This window comes from Kutzneria kofuensis (assembly GCF_014203355.1).
GTDB classification, from domain to species: domain Bacteria; phylum Actinomycetota; class Actinomycetes; order Mycobacteriales; family Pseudonocardiaceae; genus Kutzneria; species Kutzneria kofuensis.
On the sequence record NZ_JACHIR010000001.1, the window covers coordinates 13,210 to 26,737 of the forward strand.

Consider the following 13,528-nt stretch of genomic DNA (forward strand, 5'->3'; position numbering starts at 1 on the left):
CGCCGTCTGGAGTGATCATCCCACACGGTAGGACGGGTGACCGTCAACTTTGGTGACTGTCAGCGGCGGACACCATCCGGTCCGCGGCCGGGTCGCCCAGCTCGCGGAGGATCTCCACGGCCTCGTCCAGGGCCTTCCGCGAGGCGGGCGGGTCGTGCGGGCGGGTGACGGTGGCGATGCACCGGAGTGTCGCCGCCTCGGCGGCGCGGGCCCCGAACTCCCGGTGCAGCGCCAGGGCGCGCCGGTAGCTGGCCAGGGCCTCCCGGTAGCGGCCGAGCCGCCGGTTGACAAAACCGAGGGTGTCCCACGTATCGGCCTGCGCCCGCCGCATACCGAGCGCCGAGAGAATCCCCAGGGCCTCGCGGCTGTGCCCGATCGCCGCCTCGTACCGTGCCTGCCGTGCCTCGAACCAGCCGACGGCGCTCAGCATGGACGCCACACCGACCGGCTCCGCGTCCCGGCGGGTGATCGTCAGCGTCCGGTCGGCGTGCAGCGCGCCGGCGGCGGGCCGCCCCGCCTTCGCCCGCAGCCAGGCGGATCCCAGGTGCAGGCCGGCCAACGCCTTGCGGTCGTCCACCGCCACGAACAACGGCATCGCGGCGGACAGGAGCTCGATCGCCCGGGGATAGTCGCGCAGCCCGGCGTGCACGCGGGCGAGGCCGCGCAGCGCCTGCGCCGTCCGCGCCGGATCCCCCGACCGCTCGGCGGCCACCAACGCCGCCGTGCCCGCGGCCAGCAGCTCCGACCAGCCCCCGGCGCGTTCCAGGTGGTCGCCGATCACGCCGGCGAACCGCCACACGTACTCGCCGTACCCCTCGGCCAGCGCCTGCGTCATCAGCGAGCGCAGCATCAGGCGCTCGGCCTCGTAGCCGGCGCAGGCCGGCGTCACCCGCGCCTCCGGCGGCACCGCCGCCAGCTTCATCCGGGCGATCGCGCCGACCTGCCGATTGTTGAACAGGTAGTGGTCGAACAGCCGGCGTCGCAACTGGTCCCGCTCCGCGTCGGGCAGCCGCGAAGTGGCCATCTCGACGCCGTAGTCGTGCACGAGGCCGTGCCAGCTGTAGCGGCCCGGCCGGTACTCGTCGATCAGGTGCGCGGAGGCCAGCTCGGCCAGCAGCACCCGGGCCCGCTGCGGCTCGTCGCCGATCATGCTGGCGGCCACCACCGGCTCGACGTCCCGGGTCGGGTGCAGGGCGAGCGCGTGGAACAGGGTCGCGGCCGCCGGCGACAACGCCTCGTACGAACGGGTGAACGACGTCCGCACGTCCTCGGTCAGCGGCGCGCCGGTGGTCGTCAGCCCGAGCCGGATCGGGTAGGCGTCGTTGAACGCCACCAGGCCGGACAGGTCGTCCCGGCTGGTGACGATCGCGGCGCAGCCGTCCGAGCCGGGCAGCAGCTCCCGCGCCTGCTCGGCGTCGCGGGCGTTGTCCAGCACGACGAGCATTCGCCGCCCGGCCAGCGAACTGCGGTACAGCGCCGCCGGGTCGCACATGTCCGGCACGTCGAGCAGCGCCCGCACCGCCTCGGTGGTGGTCAGCGCCGGCCGCCCAGGGGTGAAGCCGTGCAGGTCGACGTGCAGGACGCCGTCCGGGAACCGGTCGGCGGCCAGTTGCGCGGCGCGCATCGCCAGGCTGGTCTTGCCGACACCGGCCATGCCGGTCACCGCGATCACCGCCGCCGGTTCGGCGGGCTGCGGCAGCCGCGCGAGCAGCGCCGACAGCTCCTTCTCGCGTCCGATAAACGGCACGGACTCGGCCGGCTGGTCGGCCAGCACTCGCCGGTACGCCTCGTGCAGCCCCCGGCCCGGGTGCACGCCGAGTTCCTGCCGCAGCCGGTCCCGCACCTCGCCGAACAGCTCCAGCGCGGCGGCGTGCTGCCCGTCCGCGTGCAGCAGCAACATCAGGCTTGCCTGCAGCTCCTCGTCGAGCGGCCGGCGGCCGACGGCGGCGCGGACCATCGGCAACACTGCGGCGGCCATGCCGTCCTTCAGCGCACGGTCGGCGGCCGCCCGCAGCACGGCGTCGTACTCTTCGGCCACGGCGGTGAAGACGGGATGTGAGCGAACCTCAGCCGGCACGTCCTCGGCGACGTCGCCGGTGGCAAGCGAGAGAGCCTCGACGAGGTCGCCCAGCGATGGTTGACCGGCCGTCAACTCGCGGAACCGCAACAGGTCCAGCGTCTCGGCGGTCATCGCGAGCCGGTAGCCGCCCGGCACGGGCAGCAACCAGCGGCCGGTGGCCCGGCGCGGCAGTTCCGGCTCCAGCATGCGCCGGATCGCGCCGACGTGTCCCTGCACCACGTTCGCGGCCAGCTCGGGCGGGTCGCCGTGCCACAGCGCGCGGGTGATCTCGGCCATCGCCAGCGGTTGACCGGCCCGCGCCAGCAACAGCGCCATCAGGACCCGCCGCTGCGGCGAACCCAGCCGCGCCTCGCGGCCCGCCCGCCGGCCGCGCACCGGCCCCAGCACAGTCCACCAGAACGACGACTCCACGGCCCTGCTCCATCGACCCGCGACACGACTCTCCGGTAAGCAAACTATACGATTGAGTTCACAATTCGTTCCGGCCCGTCCGATTGTCGAGGAACGGTGACACGGAAGACCCTGGAAGGGATGTGTCGATGGAGATCGCGGTACGCAAGGCCACACTCGACGACCTGCCCGCGATTGCCGCGCTGCTGCGCGCCGCCCGAGGTGACGGGCTGTCCGAACGGGAACGGGCCGAGCGCGGTTTCGTTCAGGGAAACCTTTCCGACCAGGTATTGACCCGGTTCATCACCGGCACCGGCGCGTTTGTCGCCGTTCACGGTGATGAACTCGCCGGAGTGGCACTCACATCGGATCCGGCGCCCCTGGCCGCCGGGGAAGGACCGCCCGCCGGCACGATTCAGACGGCGAGAGCGGCCGGAATGGCCGATTTCGCGCTCTACGGGCCGGTCGCGGTCGATCCGCGGTTCCAGGGCCGGGGCGTCCTGCGGCTGCTGGTCGACGCCGTGAAGAAGAGCCTTTCCACGGCCTACGACGAGGCCGCGCTGTTCGTCGAGCTGACCAACGAGAAATCCCTTGCCGTGCACCGGCACCTCGGGATGCGGGAGATCGGCGAGTTCACCGCCGGCGGGCGCCGCTACCTGGCGTTCGCCTTCGCCCTCAACGACTAGAGGTCGCCCGGCGGCCACCGTCCACGTGTGGCCGCCGGACGACCCGTGACGGTCCCGGGACCCGCCCTGTAGGCCCCGCGACCGGCTTCGGTCACCGATCAGGACTGTCAACAACCGTGACAGTCAGCGATGGGTGAAGGTTCCCATGATCCTCGAGTACTCCCACGGCAGCTGGCGCACGCCGGAGCACGCCTCCAGGTGCTGGCCGGGGCAGGTGCCGTTGTCCCGGTGCAGGCCCCAGAAAGACAGCATCGCGATGCCGTGCTGCCAGCCCCAGAACGTGATGTCGAAGGCGTCGTCGGGGGTGAACTCCTCGACCGGGCCGGTCTCGCCGTTCGAGCCGTAGTCGTCGAGCCCGATCATCGCGGTGATGCCGACCATGCCCCACAGCTGCGACGGTGTCTTGTCCGGCCACAGGCCATGCAGGGTGGTCACCAGCGCGGCGGCGGCCGACTTGGCGTCGGTGGCCATCTCGTGCTGCTTGTCGTCGTAGTAGTCGAAGGTCATGATGTTGACGACGTCGACCCGCGTGCCGTTGGCCACCGCGTTCTGCAGCATCTTCACCGCGTCGCCGTTGGGTGCGGTCAGGCCGGTGCCCATGGTGTAGACGACCTGCAGCGGCCGGCCCTGCGCCGCGGCCCAGTCCTCGGCCTCGCGCAGCGCCTTGTTGCGGCGGTCGATGCCCTCGGCGTTGGTCAGCGACGCGTCCTCGATGTCCATGTCCAGCCGCGTCGCGTCGTACTTGACCAGGGCCTGCTCGTACGCGGCCGCGATGGCGTGCACATCGGTGCAGCTGTCGGCGATCTCGATGCCGTTGTCGCCGGCGTACGCGCCGCCGAAGGACGGGATCAGCTGGCCGCCCATGGCGCTCAGCTTGGCGGCGGCGTCGGCGTAGTCGGGGCCGGTCGCGACGCCGTTGGGATAGACCTGGCAGGAACCGGGCTTGTCGGTCTCCAGGAACGCCAGGTTCTGGAAGCGCGCGCCGGACTGCTGGGCGAAGTCCGCCGGATCGCCCGGCAGGTACGCCTGGAAGTACGGGGCGAACACGTGCGGCGGGATCGGCTGCGGCGTGCCGTGGGAGGTCACCGCGCCCGCCGTGCCGCCCAGCGTCGTCGTCGCGGCGAGCAGGGCAGCCGCGATCGCGCCGAACCGGCGGAGTGTGGTCAGGTTTCGCACCCGGAAAGAGTTACGGAGCGGCGGCCCCCGGAACAGACCACCGGCGCCGCAACGGTCGGCTCTGGAACGGTATTCCTGTCCGAATTGCCGGCGAGCGGCCCGTTCCCGACACCGTTGTCACGAACGCGCCGCCCGCCGGTTCGATCACTCCTTGACGTAGCTCACGTCGAAGGAGCCGTTGGAGACCGCGCCGGTGTGGTCCTCGAACCCGCCGCCGTTGCTGGCGTCCAGCGCGACGCCGTCCTGCCCGGTGTAGGTGGCGCCGTCGACCGAGGCGCCGGTGAAGTGCACCGTGCCGAAGTTCGGGTAGGCGCCGGTCGGCGACTCCAGGATGAACTCGGCCGAGGAGTTCTCGCCGTTGTAGGACTTGGTGACGTGCTCGGTCCAGCCCTGGGTGTTGTCGGTGATGGTGAGCGTGTAGTCGGTGCCGCTGCGGTGCACGCTCGCGGTGAAGTTGTCGCCGGCGTCGACGGGGTCGTCGTAGTAGACCGGCGCGTCCGGGTACATCTCGTACCAGGCCTGGTAGTTCGGGGAGCCGGACGAGCAGTCGGTGGCCACGCCGGTCTGCTCGACCGACTGGCTGCCGTAGCCGTCGATGCCGACCCACGGCGCGTACAGGTCGTTGGACGAGTTGCAGGTGACCGCCGGTTCGGTCCAGCTCGCGCTGACGTCGCTGAAGCCGCTGCCGGTGGACACCCAGCCCGACCAGTTGCCGCCGTCCTGGTTGAAGTTGCCGCCGACCGCGGGACGGGCGTGTTGCTGGTGCGTCGCGTGTTGCGGTGCGAAGCCGGCCGGCGCGGTGGCGAGTGCGGGGGCGGCGCCGGCCAGCAGGGTGGCGGCGCCGGCCGCGGCGAACGCGAGTAGACGTGCTCGCATGGTTGTGGACCTCCGGTTGCAGGGTTGGGGCCGGGTGGCCCCACCGGTGGCACCGACTCTGACCGAACGCTCGTACGGCATACACCCTGCATTCGGAGGGTTTCTCGGTTCTCCGCCGTGGGTATCCCGTTTGGTTGGAAGTCTCCGCAGGTCGGGTTGTCACGTTGGTGAGGTATGGTCGTTTTCGACTCGTACTGACGTGACAGCGCGGACAATTCGACGGTTTCCCCTCGATCGTCACCAGATAGTGATCAACAGTGACTAAGATCCGGTGTCGCACGCGTCGGTAGCGGCGAGGGTGGTGACGTGCGGTCGAAACGCTGGCGGCGGACTCGTTCGCTGGTGCTGCTGAGCCTGTTGCTGGTCGCCTCGGTGGTGGTCTGGGTGCAGGTGTTCCGGAGCGTGCCCACGATCGACCAGACCGTCGGCTGCACGCCGCCCGCGCCGCACATGACGCCCGTCAACTACCACGACCTCGACGCCGTCGCCCCGGCCCCGCCCGACCGGGTGCCGGTGCGGGTGGTCAACGCCAGCTCGTTACGCGGCGCCGCCAGCCTCATGTCCGCGCAGCTGACCAACCTCGGTTTCCCGCAGGCCGCGCCGGCCGCCGATGATCCGACGTATCCGCTGGGCAACATGACCTGCGTCGGCCAGATCCGCTTCGGCGCCCAGGGCGTCGCCGGGGCTCGGACGCTGAGCCTGCTGGTGCCGTGCGCGCAGTTGGTGCGGGACAACCGGCCTGATCAGACCGTGGACTTCGCCGTCGGCACGAACTTCAACGGGTTGGTCGTCAACACCGCCGCGCGGCAGGTGTTGAGCCAGCTGGGGACCTGGGCCCGCGACCACCCGATTCCGCCCGGCGGCCTGTTGACCCAGGACCAGGCGATGCCGAAACTGGCCGCGCCGCTGCTGACGGCGGCCCGCCCGGGGCATTGCTGACCGCCGGTCCCGATCCGAAGCACTCCGTCGCCACCCCTCTTCCCGGCAACAATATGAAGAAAATTCACCTAATCGGCACTCGTGGCGACGGGCGTTCGATGCTGGACTGCCGGGCATGACGATCACCCTCAGATTCGCCGCCGTCGGCCTCACCGCCGGGCTGCTGGTTCCGGGCGCCGGCACCGCCTCGGCCGCCCCCGCCGCCGCTCCGAGCGAGGCCACCTGGATCGCCGACGTCACCACCGTGACCGACCAGGCGACGGCCTACCTGCAGCAGCGGCTGTCCACGCCGGGCAAGAACGCCATCGTGCTGGACATCGACAACACGTCGCTGGAGAGCTACTACCACCCCGAGTGGACCACGCCGGCCGTGCCGCCGGTGCTGGCCCTGGCCAAGTTGGCCAAGGCGGACGGCGCCGCGGTCTTCTTCGTCACCGACCGGACCGAACTGATCCGCTCGCTCACGAAGGACAATCTCGGCGACGTCGGCTATCCCGTCGACGGGCTGTCCATGCGGCCGCTGTTCAACTTCGATCCGGCGCAGGTCAACAAGACCAAGGCGCGGGCGGCGATCGAGGCGCAGGGCTACACGATCGTCGCGAACATCGGCAACAACACGACCGACCTGGACGGCGGCCACGCGGAGCGCACGTTCAAGCTGCCGGACTACGACGGCGCCTTGAGCTAGACATTCGAGTTGGCCGGTCGGGTCCTGGCCGGCCAACTCTCAGGGAAGTCGAAGCAGGCCGGCCAGGGCGGTGATCGTCTCCGGGTCGCTGTGGGCCACGCCCTGGCGGATGACGTCGGTCCAGTCGGCGGCGCACAGGAAACGCTCCAGCAGCGGCACCAGGAACAGCTCGGTGGCGCAGATATGCTCGCCGTAGGCGTTCGAGAAGTGCTGGAGGGCGTCGGCGAGCATCTCGCGGCGGTGCTCGGTCGGCTCGTCCTCCCAGGCGAGGATCGCGCCCTGCACGCCGAGCGACATGGCGTCCAGGGCGCGGTGCTGGCGGTGCATGACGTCCACCATGATGTCGGCCTCGCTGGGCCTGTCCCCCACCAGCTTCGGCCACAGCAGGGCATCTTCGGCGCAGTTGTGCCGGTAGACGGCGTTGTCGACCATCCGAACCCGGTCCGCGACGACCTGGGCGCGGTCGCGGTCGTTCGCGGCGACAGCACGCACCAGGTCGACGTTGCGGCTCAGTTCCCGACGGAAAACCACGTGCAGGCGGAACACCCGACGGCTGTCGAAGCTGCGACGGTCCGTGGCGGTGGTCATGGCACCCTCCCTCGTTCGGATGCCTTGACTCACGCAAAAATCGCCACAGCGGATGTGTTCCGGAACGAAGGTCCGCCGGTTGTTACCCGAATGGACTAGAGGCGGATGGACTTCTGGTTCATGAATTCCTCGATGCCGGCCGGTCCCAGCTCCCGTCCCATGCCGGACCGCTTGATGCCGCCGAACGGCAGGTCGGCCTGCGAGCCGCCGGCGCTGTTCAGGTAGACCATGCCGGCGTCGATCTGCTCAGCGACCCGGCGGAGGCGCTCCGGATCCGTGCCCCAGACGCTGGCGCCGAGGCCGAACGGCGAGTCGTTGGCGATCTCGATCGCCTGCTCCTCGGTCTCCGCGCGGAAGACGAGGACCACCGGGCCGAAGATCTCCTCGTAGTAGGCGTTCATCTCGGGGGTGACGTCGGTGAGGACGGTGGCCTCGAGGTAGGCGCCGGGGCCGTCGACGGGGTGGCCACCGGTGCGGAGGGTGGCTCCCTGGTCGACGGCCTGGGCGATTTGGGCTGCCACCTCGTCGCGGGCGGCGATCGAGGCGAGTGGGGGGAGCTTGGTGTCGGGGTCCATCGGGTCGCCGGGCTTGAAGTAGTCGGCGACGCGCTTGGTGAGCTTGTCGACGAACTCGTCGTAGATGTCGGCGAGGACGATCATCCGCTTGGGGGCGTTGCAGGACTGGCCGCAGTTGCGCATGCGGGCGGTGGCCGTCCTGGCGACCGTCTCGTCCATGTCGGCGGTGTCGAGGACGATCAGCGGGTCGGAGCCGCCGAGTTCGAGGACGGCCTTCTTCAGGTTGCGGCCGGCTTCGGCGGCCACCGAGATGCCGGCCTGTTCGGAACCGGTGAGGGAGACGCCCTGGATGCGGGGGTCGGCGAGGATCGCCGGGACCTGACGGCTGGAGGCGAAGGTGTTGACGTAGACGTCCTCGGGGACGCCGGCGTCGTGCAGGATCTGCTCGATGGCTCGGGCCGAGCGCGGGCAGATCGAGGCGTGCTTCAGCAGGATCGTGTTGCCGAGGACGAGGTTCGGGGCGACGAAGCGGGCCACCTGGTAGCAGGGGAAGTTCCAGGGCATCACGCCCAGCAGCGCGCCGAGCGGCGTCTTCTGGATGACGGCGTTGCCGCCGCGGATGGTCATCGGCTGGTCGGCGATCAGGTCCGGCCCGTGCTGGCCGTAGTAGGTGAAGATGTCGACCACCACGCCGACCTCGCCGCGGCCCTCGTTGATCCGCTTGCCCATCTCCAGCGTCATGATCTCGGCCAGCTCGTCCGCGCGCTCGGCGAACAGTTCGGCGGCGCGCAGCACGATCTTCGCGCGGTCGGTGGCCGGGAGGCGACGCCAGGCCGGGAAGGCGTTGTGCACGCGGGCGATCGCCGCATCGACCTCCTCGTCCGTCGCGTTCGGGATCTCCTCGACCAGCTCGCCGGTGGCGGGGTTGGTGACTGTGTACATGGGGACGCGCGCCTCCGTTCACTCACACCGTGGTGACTACTGTATACCGTATGCAGGATGGTGTCGCTGTGATGCCGTCGGAGGATCGACTGGAGACAGGCCTTCCGCGGGGAGGTGACCAAGGCGTTCACAGGGTTCGCCGACGACGACGAGCACCGGAGGCGGCGGTTCGTCTGGCGGGAGGTCGACCTCAGCGGTACGGAGTGAGGAAACGGCGGGCCAGGGCGCGGAGTCGCTCCACATCGCAGGACAAGGACTCCGACCACAGCGACCCGGGGCGTTCGAGGATGACGGGCACGGCGCGGCCGGCGGCGTCGAAACAGGTGCGGACGAGGTCCACCGCGTCCGGGTCGGCGCCGACGTTGATCTGGGACAGGCGGTCGGCGTGGCGGGACGCCAGCGACTTGAGCTGGATGAAGCCGCCGGCGGCGAAAGCCACCGAGGCGTCGAGGCAGAACGAGGCAGTGGGGTGGGCGGCCAGGGCCTTGTCCACGAGATCGGGGTCGCCGGTGTTGCGGAGCAGGACCAGCCGGGTGAGGGAACCGGAGGCGAGGTCGGCGGGGACGACGACGGGCACGTTCAAGGAGACGAGGTGCTCGACGGAGCCGAAGGCGTGCACCGACGGGCGCAGGCCGTGCCGGCGGAGCTGGTCGCAGGCGTGCACGAGAGCATCCAGACGAGTGGATTCCCCGCACACGATCTCCACCGCGTTGCCGCCGTGCGCCTGGCACGCCAGGGCGGCCACCGGGAACTCCGGCGGCGTGAAGCAGGCGGTGGAGAAACCGACGACATCCCCCAGCGTCGTCCGAGCGGTCAGAAAAGCATGCCCGTCCTGCCGGCCGCTGCCCAACCCCGCCACCGCACCCCCGGCCTCCACGCACAATCCACATCCACCCACGACGACAGGGTCTCCGTCCGATCTCCAAACGCTCTCGACGCCGTCTACAGAGCGGCCGCTGTGGCACATGCGCTGCCCGATACGTGACACTGTGCGGTGATCGTGACCAGCGAACGGCGGAGTGAAACCTGATGACGAGTCAACCGACACCCGAGCTGCGGGCAAAGCTGCTCGGGCCGGTGCGCCTCTGGGTCGGGACCAGGGAAGTCACCCTGGGCTCGCCGCTGCCCAGGGCCGTCATCGCGATGCTCGCCATGCGCACGTCGACGGTCGTCTCCCGAGAGGAACTCATCGACGGCGTGTGGGGCGAGAACCCGCCGGCGACGGTCGAAGGCAGCCTCTACACGTACATCTCGTCGCTGCGGAAAGCGCTGGAACCGGACCGGGGGCGGCGCGAGTCGTCGGGGCTGCTGCCGTCGGAGGGGGCGGGATACCGGCTGCTGCTGGCGCCGACCAATCTGGACGTCGTCGAGTTCAACCTGCTGCGGGACCGCGCCGAGCACCAGCTCGCGGCGGGTGACGCGGCGGCGGCGCTGCGGTCCATCGACGAGGGGCTGGCGCTGTGGCAAGGCGAGGCGTTCTCGGGAGTGACGGGCCCCTACGCGCAGTCGCAGCGCAACCGCCTGGGCGAGCTGCGGGTGGTGGCGCGCGAGCTGCGCTCGGAGGCGGCGCTGGCGAACGGCCAGCACACGACGGCGGTGGCGGACATCGCGGCGCTGGTGCACGAGTACCCGATCCGGGAGCGGCCGCGTTCGCTGCTGATGCTGGCGCTGTACCGCTGCGGGCGGCAGGCGGAGGCGCTGACGGCGTTCCGCGAGGCCAGACAGGTGCTGATCGACGAGCTGGGCGTGGAGCCGGGACCGCAGCTGCAGGAGCTGCACGAACGCATCCTCGCCAACGACCCCACCCTGCTGCTCGACGCGGCCCCGCCGATCCCCGTGCAGGCGGTCCCGATCCGGATGCCGACGCCCACTACCCCGCCACCGACACCGTCGTTGGTCGGCCGTGACGTGGAGATGGACGCGCTGCGTGCGGCGGTGACAGAGGTCAGCGCCGGTCGCGGCCAGACGGTGTGGATCGAGGGCGAACTGGGGATCGGCAAGTCCGCCCTGCTCGCGGCCGGTCTCGCCTACGCCGAGTGGGCGGGCTGCAGCGTGTCGCACGCGGTGGCGGACACGCTGGGCCAGCGGTTCCCGCTGCGCGCGATGCTGGACTGCCTGGACGTGACGCCACAGTCGACGGACCCGCGCCGCGTGGCGTTGGCGCACGCGCTGCGCGACAGCGAGGCCAACCAGTCGATCGTCGGCGGCGGCAACAGCATCTTCAGCACCATCGACCGGCTGGTGGCGCTGGTGGAGGAGCTGTGCGCGGACGGCCCGCTGGCGGTGGGGCTCGACGACGTGCAATGGGCGGACGAGTCCAGCCTGGAGGTCTGGCACCGGCTGTGCCTGCTCACGGCCAAACTGCCGCTGCTGCTGATCGGCGCGACGCGGCCGGCGCACCAACGACCCGAGGTGGACCAGCTGCGCCGCGACACCGAGAGCCTCGGCGGCGCGGTGCTGCGGCTGGCCCCGCTCACGGTGGACGCCGTGGCCGGCATGGTCGGCACGCTGGTCGGCGCGCCCCCGGGACCGCGGCTGCGGGAGATCGCACGGCGCTCCGGCGGCAACCCGCTGTACCTGCGTGAGATGGCGGACGCCCTGGTGCGCGAGCGGGTCGTGCAGGTCGGCGCCGACCGCGCGGAGGTGCAGCCGGAGGCGTTCGCGCGGGTGCCGGCGTCGCTGGTGCAGGCGGTGACCGGCCGGCTCGGCTTCCTGTCGGAGGCGACGCGCGAGGTACTGCGCTGGGCGGCGCTGCTCGGCGGCGAGTTCGGCGTGGTCGACCTGTCGGTTGTGGTCGGCAAGCCGGTGTCGGCGCTGGTGCAGCCGTTCGAGGAGGCGATCGCGGCGGGTGTGCTGCGCGACGCGGGCCTGCGGCTGGCGTTCCGGCACCCGCTGATCCGGCAGTCCCTGTACGAGGGCACGCCGGAGGCGCTGCGGGTGGCGCTGCACTACCAGGCGGCGCAGGCGCTCGCGGACGCCGGCGTGCCCGAGGAGCACGTCGCCGAGCAGCTGCTGGCGGCGGAGGCCGGCATGGGGCCGTGGGCGGCGAAGTGGCTGGAGCAGGCCGCGCCGGTCCTGCACCACCGTGCGCCGCTGGTCGTGGTGGAGCTGCTGCAGCGCGTGCTGGAGACCGTGCACATCGACGAGACGCGGCGGGCGGCGCTGATGGCGCACCTGACCAGCGTGCTGTTCCGGATCGGGCGTGACGCGGAGGCGGAGCAGTGGGGCCGCAAGGCGCTGCCGCACCTCACCGACGCCGACCTGGCGGCGGAGGTGCGCTGGGTGCTGGCGTACGTGCCGTACCGGGCGTCGCAGGCGGAGCGCGCGGTGGCGATGCTGGACGAGGCGCTGGCCGACCCGGCGCTGCCGCAGCTGTGGCGGGCCCGGCTGCTGTCGCTGTTGGCGCTGGTGCAGCGGGCCGGCGCGGGCGAGTTGGAGCTGTCGCGGGAGACGGCGCAGCGGGCCGTGGAGGTAGGCGAGGAGGTCGGCGACGCCTTCTCCGTGGGGCAGTCGCTGGAGGTGCTGTGGCAGGTGGAGGCGGTGCGGCGCGACTACGCGCGCGGCGTCGAGTACCTCAACCGGGCCATGGACATCGTCGGCACCGACATCAGCCTCACCGACCTGCGGTTGGTGCTGCTGGACAACCGCATGTTCACGCTGCAGTGCCTGGACCGGTTGAACGAGGCCGGCGAGGACCTGCGGATGGCGTTCGAGATCGCCGGCCACGGCGCGCCGCTGGCCGGCCTGCACGTCGCGGGCGCGGTGCACCGGTACTGGCTGGGGCAGTGGGACGAGGCGCAGCGCGACCTCGCGGCGGCGCTCGACGACTCCCCCGACTTCACCGGCTACGGCCTGCGCGAGGGCGGCCCCGTGCTGCTGCTGCACGGCTGCGGCGCGCTCATCGCCGCGCACCGTGACGACGCCGAGCGCGTCAACCGGCACCTGCGGACCGGGCTCACCCTGCCCGTGGTGAGTGAGGCGGAGCGGGAGAACAACGACTTCCTCATCGCCGCGAAGGCCATGGCCGCCGCCCGCGAGGGCCGGCTGGACGACGCCGTCGCGGAGCTGGGCATCATCCTCGACCCCAGGTACGAGGGCATGATGCTGCGGCACCAGTGGCTGCCGGAGCTGGTGCGCATGGCCATCGACAACGGCGATATGACAACCGCGCGGGAGGCTGTCGCCGCGTGCGAGGCGGAGGCGCACCGCGAGACGACCGCGGCCCGGGCCGCCGCCGCGGCGCAGCGCTGTCGGGCCGTGATCGAGCGGGACGCCGAGGCGCTGGTGCCGGTGGCGACGCATTACCGGGCCGTGGGCCGCGTGTTCGAGCTCGCGCAGACGTTGGAGGAACGCGCGATCCTGCTCGCCGCGACCGATCGTCGCGACGAGGCGGAGGCCGTGCTGGCGGAATGCCTTGAGCTGTATCGGGGATTCGGCGCCGCCTGGGACATCCGGCGCGCCGAGGCGGCCGTGCGCGGCTAGCGTCCGCCGAGCAGTCTCCTCAGGCGGGTCCACCAGGTTGTGGGCTCGTTGACGTCACGGAAGCGCGGGCAGTCGCACAGGGCGCAGTCGCTGCCCGGCCGGTAGTGCTCGTGCGCCGCCGGCGCATGACCGCAGACGCACGTCGAAACCGTTGCCACGGCCAGAG

Annotated in this window: 11 protein-coding genes; 4 read left to right on the top strand and 7 right to left on the bottom strand. The window is 71.3% G+C overall.

Going from position 1 to position 13,528, the window contains the following annotated elements; genetic code table 11:
- Window positions 1-43: 43 nt before the first annotated feature.
- Complete coding sequence (locus BJ998_RS00080; protein WP_184857298.1) at window positions 44-2,491, bottom strand: AfsR/SARP family transcriptional regulator; 2,448 nt, start codon at window positions 2,489-2,491, stop codon at window positions 44-46.
- 128 nt (window positions 2,492-2,619) lie between these two features.
- Here BJ998_RS00080 and BJ998_RS00085 point away from each other — a divergent pair, with 128 nt between their 5' ends.
- On the top strand, window positions 2,620-3,156 hold the full coding sequence (locus BJ998_RS00085) for a GNAT family N-acetyltransferase (RefSeq protein WP_184857300.1): 537 nt from the start codon (window positions 2,620-2,622) through the stop codon (window positions 3,154-3,156).
- Between the two features lie 123 nt (window positions 3,157-3,279).
- Here the strand turns inward: BJ998_RS00085 and BJ998_RS00090 are convergent, their stop codons facing one another.
- Together BJ998_RS00090 and BJ998_RS00095 are read right to left on the bottom strand one after the other, a co-directional pair.
- The gene (locus tag BJ998_RS00090) at window positions 3,280-4,332 is read right to left on the bottom strand and encodes a glycoside hydrolase family 18 protein (RefSeq protein ID WP_184857302.1); all 1,053 of its coding nucleotides are present in this window, start codon (window positions 4,330-4,332) and stop codon (window positions 3,280-3,282) included.
- 144 nt (window positions 4,333-4,476) lie between these two features.
- Window positions 4,477-5,208 (bottom strand): G1 family glutamic endopeptidase, encoded by a 732-nt coding sequence (locus BJ998_RS00095; RefSeq protein WP_184857304.1) that lies wholly within the window; start codon window positions 5,206-5,208, stop codon window positions 4,477-4,479.
- 306 nt (window positions 5,209-5,514) lie between these two features.
- On the opposite strand from BJ998_RS00095, the gene cei reads away from it, so the two are divergent.
- Together cei and BJ998_RS00105 are read left to right on the top strand one after the other, a co-directional pair.
- Window positions 5,515-6,147, top strand: coding sequence for an envelope integrity protein Cei (cei, locus tag BJ998_RS00100; RefSeq protein WP_184857305.1), 633 nt, complete (start codon window positions 5,515-5,517; stop codon window positions 6,145-6,147).
- Between the two features lie 115 nt (window positions 6,148-6,262).
- Window positions 6,263-6,835, top strand: coding sequence for an HAD family acid phosphatase (locus BJ998_RS00105; protein ID WP_184857307.1), 573 nt, complete (start codon window positions 6,263-6,265; stop codon window positions 6,833-6,835).
- A 39-nt stretch (window positions 6,836-6,874) separates the two neighbouring features.
- Here the strand turns inward: BJ998_RS00105 and BJ998_RS00110 are convergent, their stop codons facing one another.
- The 3 genes from BJ998_RS00110 to BJ998_RS00120 all read right to left on the bottom strand — a co-directional run bounded on the left by BJ998_RS00110 (window position 6,875) and on the right by BJ998_RS00120 (window position 9,757).
- On the bottom strand, window positions 6,875-7,423 hold the full coding sequence (locus BJ998_RS00110; protein ID WP_184857308.1) for a hemerythrin domain-containing protein: 549 nt from the start codon (window positions 7,421-7,423) through the stop codon (window positions 6,875-6,877).
- Window positions 7,424-7,518: 95 nt separating this feature from the next.
- The gene (locus BJ998_RS00115) at window positions 7,519-8,880 is read right to left on the bottom strand and encodes an NAD-dependent succinate-semialdehyde dehydrogenase (protein WP_184857310.1); all 1,362 of its coding nucleotides are present in this window, start codon (window positions 8,878-8,880) and stop codon (window positions 7,519-7,521) included.
- A 190-nt stretch (window positions 8,881-9,070) separates the two neighbouring features.
- Window positions 9,071-9,757, bottom strand: a complete 687-nt coding sequence (locus BJ998_RS00120) for a hypothetical protein (protein WP_184857312.1) — start codon at window positions 9,755-9,757, stop codon at window positions 9,071-9,073.
- A gap of 152 nt (window positions 9,758-9,909) precedes the next feature.
- Between BJ998_RS00120 and BJ998_RS00125 the strand changes: the two genes are divergently transcribed.
- Complete coding sequence (locus BJ998_RS00125; protein ID WP_184857314.1) at window positions 9,910-13,362, top strand: ATP-binding protein; 3,453 nt, start codon at window positions 9,910-9,912, stop codon at window positions 13,360-13,362.
- Here BJ998_RS00125 and BJ998_RS00130 read toward each other — a convergent pair.
- Window positions 13,359-13,520 (bottom strand): hypothetical protein, encoded by a 162-nt coding sequence (locus BJ998_RS00130; protein WP_184857316.1) that lies wholly within the window; start codon window positions 13,518-13,520, stop codon window positions 13,359-13,361. The genes BJ998_RS00125 and BJ998_RS00130 overlap by 4 nt on opposite strands.
- Between the last annotated feature and the right edge of the window lie 8 nt (window positions 13,521-13,528).